At 70.0% G+C, this 19,121-nt stretch carries 16 protein-coding genes; 4 read left to right on the top strand and 12 right to left on the bottom strand.

Translation table 11 applies throughout. The features are described 5' to 3' along the window. Positions 1–28: 28 nt before the first annotated feature. The 9 genes from lnt to AC5JCN_RS19150 all read right to left on the bottom strand — a co-directional run bounded on the left by lnt (position 29) and on the right by AC5JCN_RS19150 (position 8,443). The gene (lnt, locus tag AC5JCN_RS19110; protein ID WP_495756674.1) at positions 29–1,633 is read right to left on the bottom strand and encodes an apolipoprotein N-acyltransferase; all 1,605 of its coding nucleotides are present in this window, start codon (positions 1,631–1,633) and stop codon (positions 29–31) included. Then, positions 1,630–2,688 carry a hemolysin family protein gene (locus AC5JCN_RS19115; RefSeq protein WP_495756675.1) on the bottom strand — a complete coding sequence of 353 codons (1,059 nt, stop codon included), beginning with the start codon at positions 2,686–2,688 and terminating at the stop codon, positions 1,630–1,632. Before AC5JCN_RS19115 ends, lnt begins: the two co-directional genes overlap by 4 nt. Then, on the bottom strand, positions 2,685–3,209 hold the full coding sequence (ybeY, locus tag AC5JCN_RS19120; protein ID WP_495756676.1) for an rRNA maturation RNase YbeY: 525 nt from the start codon (positions 3,207–3,209) through the stop codon (positions 2,685–2,687). The genes AC5JCN_RS19115 and ybeY overlap by 4 nt, the downstream gene beginning before the upstream one ends. Then, complete coding sequence (locus tag AC5JCN_RS19125) at positions 3,206–4,222, bottom strand: PhoH family protein (RefSeq protein WP_495756677.1); 1,017 nt, start codon at positions 4,220–4,222, stop codon at positions 3,206–3,208. Before AC5JCN_RS19125 ends, ybeY begins: the two co-directional genes overlap by 4 nt. A gap of 65 nt (positions 4,223–4,287) precedes the next feature. Next, a complete protein-coding gene (miaB, locus tag AC5JCN_RS19130; RefSeq protein ID WP_495756678.1) occupies positions 4,288–5,706 on the bottom strand; it encodes a tRNA (N6-isopentenyl adenosine(37)-C2)-methylthiotransferase MiaB in 1,419 nt (472 codons plus the stop codon). A 129-nt stretch (positions 5,707–5,835) separates the two neighbouring features. Then, positions 5,836–6,672, bottom strand: coding sequence for a lyso-ornithine lipid O-acyltransferase (olsA, locus tag AC5JCN_RS19135; protein ID WP_495756679.1), 837 nt, complete (start codon positions 6,670–6,672; stop codon positions 5,836–5,838). 4 nt (positions 6,673–6,676) lie between these two features. Continuing rightward, positions 6,677–7,150, bottom strand: a complete 474-nt coding sequence (locus tag AC5JCN_RS19140) for a GNAT family N-acetyltransferase (RefSeq protein ID WP_495756680.1) — start codon at positions 7,148–7,150, stop codon at positions 6,677–6,679. Positions 7,151–7,158: 8 nt separating this feature from the next. Then, positions 7,159–7,848: a tRNA (adenosine(37)-N6)-threonylcarbamoyltransferase complex dimerization subunit type 1 TsaB gene (gene tsaB, locus AC5JCN_RS19145; RefSeq protein WP_495756681.1), complete on the bottom strand. Its 690-nt coding sequence runs from the start codon at positions 7,846–7,848 to the stop codon at positions 7,159–7,161. A 28-nt stretch (positions 7,849–7,876) separates the two neighbouring features. Further along, on the bottom strand, positions 7,877–8,443 hold the full coding sequence (locus AC5JCN_RS19150; protein WP_495756682.1) for a NifU family protein: 567 nt from the start codon (positions 8,441–8,443) through the stop codon (positions 7,877–7,879). Positions 8,444–8,737: 294 nt separating this feature from the next. Between AC5JCN_RS19150 and AC5JCN_RS19155 the strand changes: the two genes are divergently transcribed. Beyond that, positions 8,738–12,004 (top strand): helicase-related protein, encoded by a 3,267-nt coding sequence (locus tag AC5JCN_RS19155; protein ID WP_495756683.1) that lies wholly within the window; start codon positions 8,738–8,740, stop codon positions 12,002–12,004. 81 nt (positions 12,005–12,085) lie between these two features. On the opposite strand, the gene AC5JCN_RS19160 is transcribed toward AC5JCN_RS19155, so the two are convergent. Then, the gene (locus AC5JCN_RS19160) at positions 12,086–12,988 is read right to left on the bottom strand and encodes a sugar phosphate isomerase/epimerase family protein (RefSeq protein ID WP_495756684.1); all 903 of its coding nucleotides are present in this window, start codon (positions 12,986–12,988) and stop codon (positions 12,086–12,088) included. A gap of 147 nt (positions 12,989–13,135) precedes the next feature. Between AC5JCN_RS19160 and xylB the strand changes: the two genes are divergently transcribed. Continuing rightward, on the top strand, positions 13,136–14,623 hold the full coding sequence (gene xylB / locus AC5JCN_RS19165; protein ID WP_495756685.1) for a xylulokinase: 1,488 nt from the start codon (positions 13,136–13,138) through the stop codon (positions 14,621–14,623). A 61-nt stretch (positions 14,624–14,684) separates the two neighbouring features. Here the strand turns inward: xylB and AC5JCN_RS19170 are convergent, their stop codons facing one another. Together AC5JCN_RS19170 and AC5JCN_RS19175 are read right to left on the bottom strand one after the other, a co-directional pair. Then, positions 14,685–15,257 (bottom strand): ActR/PrrA/RegA family redox response regulator transcription factor, encoded by a 573-nt coding sequence (locus AC5JCN_RS19170; RefSeq protein ID WP_495756686.1) that lies wholly within the window; start codon positions 15,255–15,257, stop codon positions 14,685–14,687. Between the two features lie 72 nt (positions 15,258–15,329). Beyond that, positions 15,330–16,676: an ActS/PrrB/RegB family redox-sensitive histidine kinase gene (locus AC5JCN_RS19175; protein WP_495756687.1), complete on the bottom strand. Its 1,347-nt coding sequence runs from the start codon at positions 16,674–16,676 to the stop codon at positions 15,330–15,332. Between the two features lie 246 nt (positions 16,677–16,922). Here AC5JCN_RS19175 and AC5JCN_RS19180 point away from each other — a divergent pair, with 246 nt between their 5' ends. Both AC5JCN_RS19180 and AC5JCN_RS19185 read left to right on the top strand, forming a co-directional pair. Further along, positions 16,923–18,251 (top strand): polyhydroxyalkanoate depolymerase, encoded by a 1,329-nt coding sequence (locus tag AC5JCN_RS19180; protein ID WP_495756688.1) that lies wholly within the window; start codon positions 16,923–16,925, stop codon positions 18,249–18,251. 269 nt (positions 18,252–18,520) lie between these two features. After that, positions 18,521–19,066, top strand: a complete 546-nt coding sequence (locus AC5JCN_RS19185; RefSeq protein ID WP_495756689.1) for a DUF1003 domain-containing protein — start codon at positions 18,521–18,523, stop codon at positions 19,064–19,066. Positions 19,067–19,121: the final 55 nt, after the last annotated feature.

Raw genomic sequence — 19,121 nt, forward strand, 5'->3', positions numbered from 1 at the left:
TAAGCTATCCGCAAATCTCAGTAACTTGTCAAATGCGGAATGCAGCAATTGCGGCAAAAAGAGAGGCAAGCATCAACAAAATCGCGGGTATCCATGAGCCCATGCGCGAGAAGAGCGTAGGTTCTATGGCTTCCGGCAGTTTTGAATCCAGGACGCCGTCCACTCCGAGCGGCAGGCTCGCGACGATTCGGCCGTAGGGATCGGCCACGGCGGAGATCCCGGTGTTGGCCGCGCGCACGAGCGGCAGGCCCTGTTCGACGGCCCTCAGGCGGGCCTGCGCGAGGTGCTGGTAGGGGCCGGGGGTGATCCCGAACCAGCCGTCATTCGTCAGGTTCAGCAGCAGGCCCGGGCGCGTGCCGGGCGGAACGGCCTCCTCCGGGAATATCGCCTCGTAGCAGATCAGGGGCGCCACGAGCGGCAGGCCGGGGACGGCGAGCGCGACGTGGCGGCTCCCGGCCTCGAAGCCGCCGGGGACGTGAACGAACTGCCGCAGGCCAAGCCGCGTCAGCAGCCCCGCGAGGGGAAGGTATTCCCCGAAGGGGACGAGATGCACCTTGTCGGCGCTCGCCAGGATGGTGCCGTCGTCGCCGATCACGTGGATCGAATTGAAGTAATGCGTCTCCTCCTCCCCCGGGAGCGGTTCCTGGGCTCGCACGGCGCCGGCCAGCAGAATCGAGCCCTTGGGCAGCAGCGCGCCAATCTGGGCCAGGGCCTGTGGATCACGGGCGACGAGGAACGGGAAGGCCGACTCGGGCCAGACCAGGTGCGTGACACCCGCCATCCCCGGCCGCTCCGGCGACGTCGCGCGGTCGCTGAGCGACAGATAGCGCGCCATCACGCTGTGCCAGTTGTCGGGCCGGAATTTTTCGTCTTGCTGCAGGTTGGGCTGCATGATGCGCAGCTGCACGCCGGCCACGGTGGGCATGGGTGCCGACGGCACGCGGATCCAGCCGAAGGCAGCCAGCGCCACGAGCATCGCGGCAGCCAGCCCCGGCGCCAGCCACCGCCCGCGCGTGTTGACCGCCGTAGCGATGGTCGCGGGAGCAGCTGAGATCGCCACGGCCAGCAGCGTGAGCCCGTAGAGGCCCATCACCGAGGCGGCCTGCGAGAGCAGGAAGTGGTCGCCCAGCGCCATGCCGTAGGCATTCCAGGGGAAGCCCGTGAACACCGTGCCCCGCAGCCATTCGGAGAAGGTCAGTCCAGCGGCGAGCGCCAGGATGCGGGCGGGGCCGGGGGACCAGAGGATTCGGGCCAGCACGAAGCCCAGCGCCGGGAACACGCCGAGCCCCATCGGCAGCCCGAGCACGCCCAGCGGCAGCAGGAGCGCGAACTGGTCGGGCTCGACGAGGAATGCGGCGCCCAGCCACCAGAGCCCGGCCAAAAAGTAGCCGAAGCCGAAGGCCCAGCCGGTCCACGCGGCGCTCCACAAGGTGCGGCGGGAGAACCGGCCGACGCCCGATGCCGCGCCGTCCAGCAGCCACACGGCCACAGTCAGGGAAATGACGAGCGCGGGGAGGAAGCCGAAGGGCGGCATGGCGAGCGCGCCCGCGGCACCCGCCAGGATGGCAATCGCGAAACGGCCGAAGCCCCACGACAGGATGACGCCGTGAGCGATGCGCTTCAGCGCTGTCATTGGCCGGAGCGGCCGTTCCCGCCGTCCTCGGCGGGCGCGGGAAGGGCCGGCGGGGGCGGAGGCAGGGCCTTCCTCGGCTCCTCCGTGGCCTCGAGCCGCGGAGGATGGATGCGGACCCGCTTGATGCGGCGTGGATCGGCGTCGAGTACCTCGAACTCCAGCCCGAGCGGATGGGATATCACCTCGCCACGGGCCGGAACGCGGCCGGCCAGCGTGGCGATGAGCCCGCCCAGCGTGTCGACGTCGTCGGCGAGATCGCTGGCCAGCAGATCGACGCCCAGTTCCTGGGATGCATCTTCCAGGCTGGCGCGTGCATCGGCGAGGAAGGAGCCGTCGGCGGTGCGGGTGATGTCCGGCGTCTCGGCCTCGTCGTGCTCGTCCTCGATGTCGCCGACAACGATCTCCACGAGATCCTCGATGGAGACGAGGCCGTCGGTGCCGCCATACTCGTCGATGACCAGCGCCATGTGGGTGCGCAGCGTCTGCATCTTCACCAGCAGGTCGAGAGCCGGCATGGATGGCGGCACGAACAGGACGGGCCGCAGGATCTTGGCGGCCGAGAGGGGGGCCGACAGGTCGACGCGGCCGAGATCCGGCACGTCTAGCGCCGTCCTGCGCCGCCGCGGCACGCGGGCCGTCTCGGCCTTGGCGGCGATGTAGTCGAGGAAGTCGCGGATGTGCACCATGCCGCGTGGGTCGTCGAGCGTGTCGGCATAGACCGGCAGCCGCGAATGACCCGCCGTGCGGAACAGGCGCAGCAGGTCGCCCAGGGTGGCGTCGAGCGGGGCGGCGAGGATGTCGGCCCGGGGCACCATGACGTCGTCCACCCTGCGCGTGCGCAGCGCCAGGACGTTGCGCAGCATGGCGCGCTCCTGGGGGGAGAACTCGGCGTCCTCGGCCCCGGCGAGCGCGTCGTTGAGATCCTCGCGGATCGAGGCGGGCTTGATGCCGAGCAGCCCCAGCAGCCGGTCGAAAAGGCTGTCGTTGCTGCTGTCGCGCCCGCGGTCCTGGCCCGCGCCGGAAGCCGGCGCGCTACTGGAAGAATCGTCGCTCATGGTCGGCCCGACATCCTGCCGCCTGCTTCGCCGGCGTCAAGCTCGGTGCCGGCATAGGGGTCGGGGATACCCAGCCCGGCGAGAATCGTCACCTCCAGCGCCTCCATGGCCTCGGCGTCGGCCGGGGTCTCGTGATCGTGCCCCAGCAGATGCAGCACCCCGTGCACGACGAGGTGAGCGAGGTGCCCGGAGGCGGGCTTGCCCTCCTCCTCCGCCTCGCGCATCAACGTCTCGAGTGCGACGGCCACGTCGCCCAGCACGGGCGCGCGCGCCAGATCGCCGGGCGCGGCGGCGGGGAAGGAGAGCACGTTGGTCGGCTTGTCCTTGCCGCGCCACTGGCTGTTCAACTCGCGGACGGCGGCGTCGTCGGTCAGCAGGATGCAGAGCCCGATCCCGTCCCGCAGCGGCGTGCTGGCGGCGGCTAGCGCAGCCAGTGCCGCCCGTTCAGCCGTCTCTTCGGCCGCAGGCAGCGCGTCCCAGGCGCCGGCCTCGCGGACAATGTCGATCTCGGCGGTACTCACGATCCGGGCTTCGCCGGGCCGCGCATGAAGTCGGCATTGTAGGCGCCGACGATGCGCCGGACGAGATCATGGCGAACCACGTCCTCCTCGCCGAAGGTGACGTGGCCGATGCCCTCGACACCCTCCAGGATCCTCAGTGCCTCGATCAGCCCTGACTTCTGCCCCGTCGGCAGGTCGATCTGGCTGCTGTCGCCATTGATGATCATGCGGGAGTTCTCACCCAGGCGGGTCAGGAACATCTTCATTTGCATGGTCGTGGTGTTCTGGGCCTCGTCGAGCAGCACGATGGCGTTGCTCAGCGTGCGTCCGCGCATGAAGGCCAGCGGCGCGATCTCGATCATGCCCGTCTGCAGGCCGCGCTCGACGTGGCGGGCCTCCATGAAGTCGTAGAGCGCGTCGTAGATCGGGCGGAGATAGGGATCGACCTTCTCCTTCATGTCGCCGGGCAGGAATCCCAGGCGCTCGCCGGCCTCGACCGCCGGGCGCGACAGGACCAGCCGCTCCACCGTGCCGCGCTCCAGAAGCTGCACGGCATGGCCGACGGCGAGCCAGGTCTTGCCGGTGCCCGCGGGACCCTGCGCGAAGACGAGCTCGTACTGCTTGAGCGCCTGCAGATAGGAGTGCTGGGCCGCGTTGCGGGCGCGAACCCGGCGCCGCCGCGTGCCGATTTCCTCGAAGGCGGCACCGCCGGCATCGCGCACCGGAAACAGCGTGCCCTGCAAGGCAGTCTCCTGGATGACGCCGTCGACGTCGCCGGGGCTGAGCTGCGTCCCGTCGCCGACCCGCTCGTAGAGCTTTTCCAGCACGCGGCGGGCCTGTTCGGTCGCCTCGGGCGAGCCCTTGATGATCACGTGGTTGCCGTTGACGTTGGCAACGACGCCAAGACGCCGCTCGAGATGGGCGACGTTCTGGTCGTATTGCCCGAAGACGAGCCCGGCGAGCCGGTTCTCCTCGAAGGTCAGCCGGATTTCAGCCGTTTCAGAAACGCCCTGGCGCGCCGAGGGCCTCGACATCCGTGATCCGCCGTCACCAGGTCTCAAGCCGCTTCCCCCATCGCGCTCGCCGGAGCGTCCCGCGCTCATGCGCTCATCCTTCCCGCCGCCCGGCCCACCACGCGGCCGAACAGGCTGTTGGCGCCCTGGTGCGTGATCTCGACCGGCACGATATCGCCGATGGTGAGGCCGGGGTCGTCGACCTGAACGGCCTGCAGGTAGGGCGACTTGCCCGCCAGCTGTCCGGGATGCCGGCCATGCCGTTCCATCAGCACGTCCATCGTCTTGCCCACCGATGTCGCATTGAAAGCCGTCTGCTGGCGAGCGACCAGCGCCTGCAGCGCATGAAGCCGCGCCGACTTCACCGTCTCCGGCACCTGCTGTTCGAGGTCTGCCGCCGGCGTGCCCGGGCGGGGGCTGTACTTGAAGGAATAGGACGCGGCGAACCCGACCTCCTCGATGAGGCGCATCGTGTCCTCGAAGTCGGCATCGGTCTCGCCGGGGAAGCCGACGATGAAATCCGACGAGAGGGCAATGTCGGGCCGCGCAGCACGCACCCGGTCGATGATGGCGAGGTAGTCATCGCGCGTGTGGCGCCGGTTCATCGCGGCCAGGATACGGTCCGAGCCCGACTGAACCGGCAGGTGCAGGTAGGGCATCATCGCCGCCAAATCCCGATGGACGTCGATGAGTTCCTGCTCCATGTCGAGAGGGTGGCTCGTCGTGTAGCGCAGCCGCGCCAATCCATCGATCTCCGCCAGCGCGGCCATGAGCCGGCCGAGAGACCAGATGGACCCGTCCGGGCCCTCGCCGTGCCAGGCGTTCACGTTCTGGCCGAGAAGAGTGATCTCGCGCACCCCGGCGGCCGCCAGACGGCGTGCCTCGTCGAGGATGGCCGCCGCCGGACGCGAGGTTTCTGCGCCTCGCGTATAAGGCACCACGCAGAAGGTGCAGAACTTGTCGCAGCCCTCCTGCACCGTCAGGAAGGAGCAGACGCCGCGCGCCTGGACCTTCTCGGGCCGGGGCGCCGGCAGGATGTCGAATTTCGATTCGACGGGAAACTCGGTCTCCACGACCGGGCGCAGCTTCGCCTCGTCGAGCAGCTGCGGCAGGCGGTGATAGCCCTGCGGCCCGACGACGAGGTCGACCCCGGGAGCGCGGCGCAGGATTTCGGCGCCTTCCGCCTGGGCGACGCAGCCGGCCACCACGATACGGGTGTCCCGGCCGGAGGCGGCGCGCTCGCTGCGCGTGGCGCGGACGCGGCCGAGCTCGGAATAGACCTTTTCGGCCGCCTTCTCGCGGATGTGGCAGGTGTTCAGCACCACGACGTCGGCCTCGGTCATGTCGGTGGTCTCGACATAGCCCGACGGCGCCAGGGCATCGACCATCCGCTGGCTGTCATAGGCATTCATCTGGCAGCCATAGGACCGCACGTAGAGCTTTCGCGCCTCTCCGCCGACGGGTCCTGGCGCGGGCGCGCCTGTGCTCTGGTCCTTTGTCGTCATCGTCCTTCAGGGGTGCCGGGCACCCCGAGCCGTGTTCGCGCGCCGCGCCGAGACTGGCGTGCCACCGTGATCGTGTTTAGACGGTCCGCAGCGGGAAGAGAACCGGAATCCAACGGGCATCTGAACCCTTCAGAGTGGTTCGCGCCCCGTCACGGTCCTCACATAGTCGCGGCGGATCGTCTCTTCCACCACCCGCGTGACGCGCTTGCGGTCGGCCCCCCTGTCGAAAGCCACAGGTTCCCCCCAGACACAGACGGCGTCGATCGGCCCGCCGGCGAGGATGCCGACGAGGTGAGGCACCAGCTCGATGTCTCCCTGCCAGGCGATGAAGGGCCGCATGGCCCGTCCGACGGGCAGGCCGCTGCGGCGGGGATAGGCCACCGTCAGCGGCTGCACGACGACGTGGCGCGTGTGCTCGGCGGCGGCCAGCGCATCGCGCGCCGCGCCGATCAGTGCAGAGCGGAAGGGCTGCAGGCGGTTGCCGTCGTTGGTTGTGCCCTCCGCGAAGAGGACGATGGCATCGCCGTCGGCCATGCGTTCGCCAATGGCCCGGCTCGCATGTCCCGTCGCCGAGCGACGCTCCCGGTCGATGAAGATGGTGCGCTGCAGGCGCGCCAGCGTGCCGAACAGCGGCCACGAGGCCACCTCCGCCTTGGCGACGAAGCTCACCGGCATCATCGTGCCGATGACGAGGATGTCGAGCCAGCTCATATGGTTGGCGACGATCAGCATGGGCCGGTCCGGCGACGGCTCCCCCTCCACCTTCACGCGAATCCGGAGCATCCGGCAGGCGAAGTGCTGCCATGCCACGGGCAGCGTGCCGGCGAGCCGCCAGCCCCGCTTCACCGCGAGCCACTGCACCGGCAGCAGGACGAGGGTGACCGGCCCGAGCACCGCGATGACGAAGGCGATGCGAAGCCGGCCGGCGATGCCGGGGGTCGCTCCCTCCGCCGTTCCGCCCGCCACGCCGCTACTCCAGCGCGAGGCGCAGCACGAGGGCGTTCGCCGCCGACCCGTCCGCGCGCCTGTAGTACGACTTGCGCAGGCCCACCTGCCCGAAGCCATGCCTGCGATAGAGCGCGATCGCCGGCGTGTTGCCCTCCTCTACCTCCAGGAAGACCGCCCGTGCGCCCGCCGCGGCGAGCCCACCGAGATGCGCTTCGAGCAGCTTGCGCCCGAGGCCCCGGCCTTGCCGCCTCGCGGCGACGGCGATGGTCAGGATCTCCGCCTCGTCCGCGGCACGCCGGCTCAGCGCGAAGCCGTCGAGCCGGCTGCCGGCGCCGATGGCGTGGCCGGTGACCGCGCGGTCGCGCAGCATCGCCTCGATCTCTGCGATGCTCCATCCATGGCGAAACGACGCGGAATGCAGCGCCGCCACCCCGGCGGCGTCGGCAGGGCGCAGGACGCGCACCGCGACGGGCCGTTCGGGGAACAGCGAGAACATGTGCGTCCTCAGCGCCTCGGGATGCGGACGTGGTACTGCGGCTTGGCGTCGGGAGCACGGATGTAGAAGGGCTTCGGCAGGGCCTGGGCGGGCTGCGCAGATGCGCCGAGCCTCGCGACCCAGACAATGTCCGGCGCCGGCGACGCATCTTCCAGCGCCACCTCCAGCCCGATGGAGCGGGCTGCCTCCGCCAGCAACGGCGCGCCCGATCCCAGGATGCGCACCGCCCCCGTGCCGAGCAGCCGGGCCGCCTCCTTGGCGCCGACGATGCGGGGCGCCACGACCGTTCGCCCCGCCGGAGCGAACACCTGCAGGTAGACCTGCCCGTGCCGCGCATCGATGGCCGTGACGACGAGCGTGGCGACGCCCGACGCGATGATCGGCGCGGCGTAGGCCGAGAGCGTCGTCACGCCCACGGCTGGAACACCCGTCGCGAGCGCGATGGCACGGGCGGCCGAGATGCCGACGCGCAGGCCCGTGAAGCTGCCCGGTCCTACCGTGACGGCGACCCGGTCCAGCGAGCGGAAGCCGCCGGCCTCACCCACGATCCGGTCCACGATGGGAAGCAGCGCCTCGGCATGGCCGCGCACCATCGGCACGGATTCGCGCGCGACCGGCACCGGGCCCTCCGGCCCGGACGTTTCCACGACGGCGGCGGCGCAGACTTCCAGCGCCGTGTCGATGGCCAGGACGCGCAATCCTGTTTCCCCCTCCGCGTCCGGCGGATCAGACCGCCTGGACTTCCCGCACGTCCGGAATGAAGTGACGCAGCAGGTTCTGGATGCCGTGCTTCAACGTCGCCGTCGAGGACGGGCAGCCGGAGCAGGAGCCCTTCATCGTCAGATAGACGATGCCGTCGCGGAAGCCCTTGAAGGTGATGTCGCCGCCGTCGCCGGCCACCGCCGGACGCACGCGCGTCTCCAGCAGCTCCTTGATGGTGGCGACCGTCGGCGCGTCGGCCTCCTCGAAGAACTCGCCCTCCTCGTCGGCGTCCCCCGACGGGGCATCGTCGCCCTCGAAGAGCGTATCGCCGGAGAGGAAGTGCTCCATGATGGCGCCGAGAACGGCCGGCTTGAGGTGCTGCCACTCGCCGTCGGCCTTCGTCACGGTGACGAAGTCCGACCCGAAGAACACGCCCGACACGCCGGGAACGGCGAAGAGCCTGCGCGCCAGGGGCGAGCGCTCGGCCGCACGCGGGTCACGAATGTCCAGCGTTCCGTCGTGCATCACGACGCGGCCGGGGATGAACTTGAGGGTCGCCGGGTTCGGCGTTGCTTCGGTCTGGATGAACATGTCCTGCTCCTCACGCGTCCGGTTCAAGGCCGGCGGTCGGAAAGGGCGCCGGTGAGCGCTCAATCTCCTATGTGGATCGGAAACGATCCGGAATCAATCGAAGCTGCGACAGGCCAGGGATGCGGGCCCGGATCGCGCGTTTGCAAGGTGCGTTAAGCGTTGAGAAACGAGCGGCCCAGGAGGCCCGCGGTCCGGGACAACGCCTCTCCCGGCGCGCCGGGATCAATGGGCTGAACACCCGGGGCGAACCGGGTGGCAGCCGCCGCGTTGACCGCGTCCCTTCCCGGATCTGCCATGGACGCCCAGCTCGAGACTGCCCCCGCCCCGGACATGGACGCCGGCTCCACCGCCCTGGCCGGCGACATTCCGGCAATCCCCGCAGGTCCGCCCGGCGCGACGGCCGCCATGCTGGCCCATCTGGCGCGGCAGTCCCGCGCGGGGCTGCTGGTCGTGGCGGGCAATGAACGCGAGGCCGACGATCTCGCGGCACTCCTGAGGGCCTTCGCCCCCGCATGCACCGTGCTGGCCTTTCCGCCGTGGGATAGCCTTCCCGGAGACCGGCTGCCGCCTTCCGCCGCGGTGCTGGGGCGGCGCGCCGCCGTCCTCGCGTCGCTGGAATGGATGCGGCACGAAGGCGGCGAGGCGCCCGTGGTGATCGCGACGCCCGAGGCGCTGGTGCAGACCGTGCCGGAGACCTTTCCGCCCGCGCTGCGGCCCTTCACGCTGGCGACGGGCGAGGTCTTCGACGAGCCCGGCCTCGTCGGCAAGCTGCTGGAGCGCGGCTACTGGGCCGACGAGCGCGTCGACGAGCCCGGCGAGTTCTCCGCCAGGGCCGGCACTTTCGACATTTTCCCGGCCGATGCCGGCCAGCCCATCCGCATCGAGCACGAGGCGGACCGTATCGTGTCGATCCGCGTCTACGACCCCGACACCCAGCGCAGCGTCCGCGAGGCACAGGGGTGGCTCGTCGTGGCCGCCCGCGAGGCCGAACCGGGGCCGGACGGGGGCGCTCCTGCCTCCCGGGTGCTGCTTGCGTCACTCCTGCCCGAGGCCGCCATCGTCCTGGACCCGGCCGCGATGCGGCGTGCGGAGGCCTTCCGCGAACTGGTGGACCAGTCTGCCGGCCCCGGGCCAGCGGGCCTCTACGCCGCCCTCGCGGAGGCGGAAATAGCCCTGGCCGGACGACGGCTCGTCCCGATGCAGGATGACGCCGCCGCGGCCATCGCCCGCTTCGTGCTCGACCGGGATCCGCCGCGGGCGCTCGCCCGCTTCGTCGAGAGCGAGCGCACCGAGGGCCGACGCGTCGTCATCGCCGCGCCGCATGTGTCCGTGCTCCGGCGGACGCTGCGCAGCATCCGCAGGGCCGTGGGCGAGGACACCGCGGTCGTGACGACCTGGGCCAATGCGACGGAGGCGGACGGCGTGATCCCCGGCCTCGTCCTGCCGCTGTCGCACGGCTTCATCGACCGGCAGGCCGGAATTTCCGTGATCGCCGCCGCCGACCTTCTCGGAGCGCGCGCCGCTACGGGCGCGCCCGGGCGGGCCAGGCATGCGTTCGACCTCGATGCGGACTGGAGCGTCGGCGATGCCGTCGTCCACCGCGAGCACGGTGTCGCCATCCTGCATGGGCTCGAGCCCGTCACGGATGCGGAGGGGCGGGTCACCGAGACGATCCGGCTCGCCTTCGCCGGTGGCGAGACGCTTCTCGTCCCTGCGGCCGAGGCGGGGCAGCTGTGGCGCTACGGCTCGGCGGGATCGCAGGTGAAACCGCACCAGCTGCACGGCTCCGCCTGGCGCGAGACCCGCGACAAGGTCGCGGCCGAGATCGCCACCGCCGCCCAGGGCATCGCCGACCGCGCCGCGCGGCGGGAAGCCACCCCCGCCCCGGTGATCACGCCGGAACCAGCCCTCTACGAGCGCTTCGCCGCCCGTTTCCCCTATCCGGAGACGCCCGACCAGGCGGCGGCCATCGGCGATGTGCTGGACGATCTCCGCCGCGGCCGGCCGATGGACCGCCTCGTCTGCGGCGATGTCGGCTTCGGCAAGACGGAGGTGGCGCTGCGGGCGGCGGCGGCCGTCGCGCTCTGGGGCGGCCAGGTGGCGGTCGCGGCCCCGACGACGCTCCTGGCACGCCAGCATGCGGCGCAGTTCCGGCGGCGCTTCGCGGGTTTCGGCATCGAGGTCGCGGAACTGTCGCGCTTCACGCCGCCGGCCGAGGCCCGGGCCGTCAAGGAGGGGCTCGCCTCCGGACGGGTCAGGGTCGTCGTCGGCACTCACGCCGTCGCCGGGAAGGGGGTCGGTTTCGCCGACCTCGCCCTCGTCGTGATCGACGAGGAGCAGCGCTTCGGGCAACGCCAGAAGGCGGCGCTGAAGGCGCTGTCGCCGACCCTGCACGTGCTGTCGATGACGGCGACGCCGATCCCGCGCACGCTGCAGGTCGCGCTGGCCGGGCTCCGCGACCTCAGCGTCATCGCCACGCCGCCCGTTGCACGCCGGCCGGTGCGTACCGTGCTGGAGCCGTTCAAGCCGGAGGCCCTGGCCGCGGCGCTGAGGCGGGAGGCGGCCCGCGGCGGGCAGAGCTTCGTCGTCTGCCCGACCATCGAAGAGATGGAGCCTCTTGCCGGCCGCCTGTCATCGGCCTGTCCCGAACTAGAGGTCCTGCGCATCCATGCGCGCATGCCGGCCCAGGAGATCGACGAGGCCATGCTACGGTTCGCCGAGGGCGAGTGCGACTGCCTGCTCTCCACCAGCATCGTCGAGAGCGGCCTCGACGTGCCCAACGCCAACACCATGGTGATCTGGCGGCCCGACCGCTACGGCCTCGCCCAGCTGCACCAGTTGCGCGGACGGGTCGGGCGCGGCCGCGCCACCGGCTTCTGCGTGCTCATGCCCGCGGATGCGGCCGAGATCACCCCCGGTGCGATGCGCAGGCTCAACGCGCTGGTGGCGCTCGACAGACCCGGGGCAGGCTTCGCCGTTGCCGCCCGCGATCTCGACCAGCGCGGCGCGGGCGACCTCTTCGGCACCGACCAGAGCGGCCATCTCAGCCTGATCGGCGCCGGGCTGGCGCGCCACCTCACCGAGGTGGCTCTCCGCCGCGCGCGGGGGGAGACGGTGGAGGACGCGCCGCCGCCGGAGATCGGCATTGCCGACCGCGGCGGCATTCCGGCCGGTTATGTCGCCGAGGAGGAGGCGAGGCTGAACCTGCACATCCGGCTCGCACGGCTCGATTCGGCCAGGGCCATCGACGATTTCGGCGACGAACTCGACGACCGCTTCGGGCCACACCCGCCGGAGGTCGAGCGCCTGCTCGGGGTGGCCGCGCTCACAGCCCGAGCAGCCGCACTTGGGCTGGCCCGCATCGACATCGGCCCGCAGGGCGTGGCCGCGGCACCGGGGGCCCCGTTGGACTGGTTCGGCGAAAAGGACCGCAAGCTGGGTGGCGCACCGATCGGCTGGCGCAAGGACCGGATCGTCTGGACCCGGCCAGGAGAGCCAGGCACCGACATGCCGCGCGCCGAGGCGTTCCTGGCGGCACTGGAACACCTCAGGGAGGCGTGACGGCCCAATCCCGGACCGTTCGAAACGGCGCGTCTGAAGACGCGCGCTCCGGACCGCGGGTCTTTAGCGGGCCAGGCAAAGCTATTGCGTCCTTGCTTTGGCCGCGAGCGCCTTCGTGGCTGCAATGCATTCGGCCGCGACATGCCAGTAGCGGCGGTCCAGCTCGATGTTGAAGACAACGCCGGCGGGGAAGACGCACTCCTCCATGAGCCTGTCCCACGGGATGTCGCCCCACCCGACAGGCAGGTGCAGGTCGCCGTGCCCGTAGGCCAGCGCCTCGCCGCGCGTGTAGGTCCAGATGTCGTCCTGCCGGCCGAAGCTGTCGTGGACGTGGAGGTGGCGGGCGAACGGAGCCAATGCGGCGCATTCGGAGACGAGGTCGCCTCCGGTGAAGGACAGGTTGATGTAGCCGTGGCTGAAGTCGAGGGTCGCGGCGACGTTGGGGTGGTCCACGGCGGCGAGTTCACGGGCGAGGCGCGAGGGCGTCGGCGTATGCTCGTCCCCGACATAACCGGCGAACAGGTTTTCGACACAGAGGTACAGGCCGTGCTGGCGGGCAACGTCACCGGAACGCGACAGCCATTCGCGCTGCCGGGCATAGGCGTCCTCGATGCCGTCATGCTGGACGACCGGGCGAAAGCCCGCATGCATGACGTAGTGGATGGCGCCCAGCTCGGCGGACACCTCGATGGAGGACTTCAGCACCTCCATATGCCGCGGGATGCGCCAGGCATCGTCGAAGAAGTTGACCGCCAGCGGCCCGTGCGCGGTGTAGCGGACGTCGCGGCCGGCCGTGATGTCTTTCAGGCGGGCCAGCTGGTCGCGCCGGATCCGGCCACCGACAACGAGGTCCATGTCGTAGGTGGGCAGTTCGATGGTCGCAACGCCGTGGCGCTCGATCTCGTCGAGATGCGCCGCGAGGTCGGACAGGTCCTGCTTGCCCTCCAGCGCCGAAATTCCCGTTCCAAGAACGCCCCGTGCCATCGATGCCCTCCGTGATCCCGGCCGCCGCATTTCCGGTAGCGGCCGTGACAGGCGTACGACGATCCGGCGGGCGGCGTCGAGCGTCCGCCGAGCCTTGACAAGCGCGGGTGAAGCGCCGGCACTGGGGCGAAAGCCGGGGAGGGCGCGTTGGACCACGTCATCGGGATCGACATCGGCACCTCCGCCGTCAAGGTAATCGTCGTGGACGCGGACGAGCGGGTGGTCGCCTCGGTCGAGGCGCCGCTCGAAACGTCGCGTCCCCGTCCGGGCTGGGCGGAGCAGGATCCTGACGCCTGGTGGCAGACCACCGCCGGCCTGCTCGACGCTCTTGCGCGCGATCATGCGCCCGCGATGGCGCGGACCGGTGCCATCGGTCTGTCCGGGCAGAGCCACGCCACCGTGCTGCTCGACGGGTCCGACAAGCCGTTGCGTCCGGCGATCCTGTGGAATGACGGCCGCGCCAGCGCCGAGGCGCGCGAGATCGGCGAGCGCTATCCCGGCCTGCCCCGGAAGGTCGGCGTGCTCTGCATGCCGAGCTTCACCGCCCCGAAGATGCTCTGGCTCGCCCGGCATGACCCCGGCGCCGTGCAGGCGATGCGCACGCTGCTGCTGCCCAAGGACTATGTCGGTTTGCATCTGACGGGCGAGCGGGTCACGGACATGTCCGACGCCGCCGGAACGTGGTGGCTCGACGAGGGCCCGCGCCGGTGGTGCGCCGAGGCCCTCGCGGCGAGCCAGATGCCGGAGACCGCTCTTCCCAGGCTGACCGAGGGATCCGAGCGGACGGGTACACTGCGCCCCGCGCTGGCGCGGCGCTGGGGCATGCCCGACGGGGTCGCGGTCGCAGCCGGCGCGGGGGATGCCGCCTGCGGCGCGATCGGCATCGGCGCGGTCGAGAATGGCGACGCCTTCCTGCAGATCGGGACGTCGGCCCAGCTCTTCGTCACGGTCGACTCCTACCGCCCGTCCCCCGAGACGGCGGTCCACGCCTTCGCACATGGCCTGCCCGGGCGCTGGTACGTCATGGGCGCGATGCTCAACGGGGCGAGCTGCCTCGCCTTCGCCTCGCGTCTCTTCGGCATGGATGTGTCCGACCTACTGGCCGAGATGGGCGAAAGGCCGGCACGGCCGTCGCAGGTCATGTTCCTGCCCTACCTCGCCGGCGAGCGCACGCCGCACAACGACGCGGATGCGCGCGGCGTGTTCTTCGGGCTCGATCCCGACACGCCGCGCCGCGCGCTCGTCCAGGCGGTACTGGAGGGCGTGGCCTTCGCCTTCGCAGATTGCCGGGACGCGCTGGCGGCGGCCGGCACGGTCTTCCCCGGCGCAGGCGTCACGGGAGGCGGTGCGCGAAGCGCGGCCTGGATGGGCATCCTCGCCGACGTGCTCGGCATTCCCCTGACGCGGTACCGCGACGGCGGCAAGGGCCCGGCCTTCGGCGCCGCACGGCTCGGGCGCATGGCGCGCGACGGTTCCGGACCCGGCATCTGCACGCGCCCCGAAATTCTGGACGTGACGCAGCCGGATGACGGCCGGCACGCAGCCTACGCGGAGCGGCTGGGCCTCTATCGCGATCTCTATCAGGCGCTTCGCCCGTCCTTCGCGGCGGATGCCGTGATGCGGGAGAGGTCCTGAAAACGCGAAAGGCCGCCGGGCGGGTGGTGCACCGGCGGCCTTCCTCGATACGCGCCGGGCTTCAGCGCGGCGCGCGTTTGGCGAGAATACGTTGCAGGGTCCGGCGGTGCATGGCGAGACGCCGGGCCGTTTCGGACACGTTGCGCCCGCACAGCTCATAGACACGCTGGATGTGTTCCCAGCGCACCCTGTCCGCCGACATCGGGTTTTCCGGAGGCGTAGCCCGCTCGCCGGTCGTGGCCTTCAGGGCGCCGTCGATCTCGTCGGCATCGGCGGGCTTGGCGAGGTAATCGTAGGCACCGAGTTTCACGGCCGTGACGGCGGTCGCGATGTTGCCGTAGCCCGTCAGGATGATGCCGCGGGCTTCGGGCCGTTTCTCGTTCAGTTTCGCCAGCACGTCGAGACCGTTGCCGTCGCCGAGCCGCATGTCGATCACGGCAAAGGCGGGCGCCCCGCGCTGGATGGCGGTGACGCCGTCGGCCACGCTTTCTGCCGTCGTGACGGTATAGCCGCGCGTTTCCATGGCGCGGGCGAGCCGCGTCAGAAAGGCGCGGTCATCGTCGACGATCAGAAGAGACTTGTCCTGCGCGGCCATCGCCGCGGCGGACGGTGTGGATGAAACGCTGTCCAACATGTCGAACCTCCGCTCCGCAGTACGTGCGGAACCCGGTCCCGGTTCACTCGAAAACGAACAATTCGGAGTGATTCAAAGCGGAAATGCTGGTTCGAGCGGTTCTGCACGAGCAACCAACCCTCTTTCGAAGGCAAGTCTGGGCCAAACCACCCGCACGACGGCGCCGGGAGAACCATCCGTCGCATTGCCCAAATGGATACGCGCGCCCGATCTTTCCAGCAGCGTCTTGGCGATGAAGAGCCCGAGCCCCATCCCCTGCCCGGGCTCCTTGCGTCCGTCGCGCCCGACGCCGCGCGTCGTGACATAGGGTTCGCCGAGGCGGGACATGACCTCGGAGGGGAACCCCGGCCCGTCGTCCCTGATGGTGACGTGCACCTCCTCGAGGCTCCATTTGGCCGCGATGACGACACGGTCGGAGGCGAAGTCGACAGCGTTCTCCACCAGGTTTCCCAGGCCGTAGAGGATGCCTGGATTACGCCTGCACACCGGCTCGGCCCCCGGGCCCTCCGTCGTCACAGCGATATCGACGTCGAAGGGCCGCTGCGGCCCGGCGATCTCCTCCAGCAGGTGACTGAGGCGCATCGTCTCCAGCGGGCCCTCGCTCTCGTTGGACAGCGAGGTGAGCTTGCGCAGGATACCGCGGCAGCGGTCGACCTGCTCGTTGAGGAGCGACACGTCCTCCGCCATAGGCCCTTCCTTCGGGCCATTGTGCCGCAGCTCCTTGGCGACGAGCGCAATGGTCGCGAGCGGCGTCCCAAGCTCGTGCGCTGCGGCGGCTGCGAGGCCGTCGAGGGCGGAGAGGTGCTGCTCGCGCGCCAGGATGAGTTCCGTGGCGGCAAGCGCCTGGGCGAGGAGACGCGCCTCCTCGGTCACGCGCCACGCATAGACGCCGATGAAGGCGAGGCCGAGCAGCAGCGCGAACCAGATGCCCATCCGATACAGGAACGGCAGTGCCATTGGCTCGTCCGGCGACCATGGCAGCGGCCAGTGCACGAAGACGAGCGCCGAGGCGGCGGTCATGGCGAGGACGCCCAGCATCAGCGTTCGCCAGGGCGGCAGCGCGGCGGCCGAGATCATCACCGGCGCGAGGAACAGCATCGAGAACGGATTCTCAAGCCCGCCCGTGAGATAGAGCAGCGCCGCGAGCTGCAGGATGTCGAACGCCAGCAGGACGGTGGCGGCCTGCTCTCCCAGCCTGTGGCTGACCGGAAAGCGCCAGCGCAAGGCCGCGTTCAGCGCCGCCGAGGCCGCGACCACGGCAAAGCAGGAGAGGAACGGCATGGGATAGCCCAGCCCGGCATGCACGATGAGGATCGTGACGGCCTGCCCCGCGACGGCCAGCCAGCGCAGCCGCACGAGCGTGTCGAGCCTGAGGAGGCTGGCGGGGCGGACGATCTGGATCGCAGTCGAATCGGGCATGGCGCTGAAATAGTGTTCCCCGGCGCGCGGTGAAGGTCCCCGGTCCGGCTCTGCTGCATTGCATCAGGCACGCCTTCGGGCCGCCTGTCCAACACACTTCGCCACGGATGCGAGGCATGGCCGAAAGTCGCAGGGCAGGCACGCCCTTAGGCGGATTGTAACGGTTCCGCGAAACGCTAAGCTGCGGTTTCGCCGCAACGCAGCAACGATGCGCCGCCGGGTGCGTTGTCGGGAAGGAGAGCCGGCATGCAATTACCCTATTACATGTGGTACGAGGCAGCGCACGCGCTGCTGGGACCCGCTCGCGCCTTGGCCGAGTCGACACGCGTTTTCTATCAGAATCCCCTGAACCCGGTTTCGCATACCTCGTTCGGACGCTCCATGACGGCCGGATGCGAGCTCTTCGAGCGCACCACCCGCCGCTACGGCAAGCCGACGTTCGGCCTTCCGACGACACTCGTCGGCGGCGAAAGGGTCGCCGTGATCGAGCGTACCGTGTGGGAGCGGCCCTTCTGCAAGCTCATCCATTTCGATCGCGCGCTCGGCGAGATGCGGGCCCGCCAGCCCAAGCTCCTGATCGTCGCGCCGATGTCGGGGCACTACGCAACGCTGCTGCGCGGCACCGTCGAGGCCTTCCTGCCGACGCATGAAGTGTTCATCACCGACTGGGTCGACGCCCGCCTCGTGCCGATCAGCGAGGGCGGTTTCGACCTCGACGACTACATCGACTACGTCATCTCGATGTGTCACCTGCTCGGCCCCGACGTGCACGTCATGGCCGTGTGCCAGCCGTCGGTGCCGGTCATCGCCGCTGCGGCCCGCATGGAAGCGGAGAACGACCCGCGCTCGCCGCGCTCGATGATCCTGATGGGCGGCCCGATCGACACGCGCCTCAGCCCGACCGAGGTCAACAAGCTGGCCGAGAAGCGCGGCATCGACTGGTTCCGGCGCAACTGCATCGTCAAGGTGCCGTTGCCCAACGCCGGCTTCATGCGCGACGTCTACCCCGGCTTCTTCCAGCTTGCCGGCTTCATGGCGATGAACATCGACCGCCATCTCGAAGCGCATGCCGAGATGTTCAAGCACCTCGTGCAGGGCGACGGCGACTCCGCCGAGAAGCACCGCGACTTCTACGACGAATATCTGGCGGTGATGGACCTCACGGCGGAGTTCTACCTGCAGACCGTCGACACCGTCTTCGTGCGCCACGCCCTTCCCAAGGGCGAGATGATGCACCGGGACAAGCCGGTCGACCTGACCCAGATCCGCCGCTGCGGGCTGATGACGGTCGAGGGCGAGAAGGACGACATTTCCGGTGTCGGCCAGACCGAGGCCTCGCACCGCCTGTGCCCCAACATCCCCGAGGAGCTTCGCGCCCATTGGGTGCAGCCGAAGGTCGGTCATTACGGCGTTTTCAACGGCTCGCGCTTCAGGGCCGAGATCGCGCCGCGCATCGCCGACTTCATCGCCAATTGCGAGATGGCGGCGCGCAAGGGCCTGCCCGCTCGTGGCGCCAAGGGCGGCTCCGTCGTGCGTCTCGCCGGTGGAAAGCTGGCCGGCGTGCCGCAGGGCTGAACGCGCCCGTAACCCTCTCCGCAGGCGCACGGAAACACTTCCGTGATCCGTGCGTTTGCGGGGTTGACGAATGTGCCCGCCGGGTGCATTTCGAACGCAGCTTCACGGGTGCCTTGCACCCGTTTGGCCCCACAAGGACATCGAAACCCTATGCCCAGCGACAGTCCCAGTCGATTGACCGCGCCGTCGCCGGTCGCCGAGGTCCGCTGAACCCGTAGGGTCGGCTCACCTCCGGCAGGCCGTCGACGGCCGGTCGGGAAGAGTGAGCCATGAACACTGAAATTCGCTTTCTGGCGCAGCACCTGCTGCATCAAGGGGTGGCCCCGCTGAGCGATCGGGACCGCCGCGTCATTGCGCGCGTCGCCCGCCGCGTGCACGTCGCCCGCAACATCAACCAGGTCTTCGACGAGCGCCTGACGCTTGGCGAGCGCCTTGCCGACCGGGTCGCCGCGGTGGGCGGCTCGTGGGGATTCATCGTCGGCTGCACCGTCTTCCTCCTGGCCTGGGCCGCGCTGAACGGCCTGGTCCTGGCGGCGAGCGCCTTCGACCCCTATCCCTTCGTGTTCCTGAACCTGCTGCTCTCGATGGTCGCCGCCCTGCAGGCGCCGGTCATCATGATGTCGCAGAACCGGCAGGCCTCGAAGGACCGGCTGGCGGCGGCCATGGACTACGAGGTCAACATCAAGTCCGAGACCGCGATTTCCGAGCTCCACGACAAGGTGGACCGGATGCAGGCGCAGATCGAGCAGCTCGCCGCGCTGCAGGCCGAACTGCTCGGCGCCCAGGACGGGCGCAAGCCGCTGCGGGCGGTTTAGGGCCCTCACCCTCTATCCCTCTCCCGAACCGGGAGAGGGGACTACGGCGTCGGGA

The organism is Alsobacter sp., from assembly GCF_059501845.1.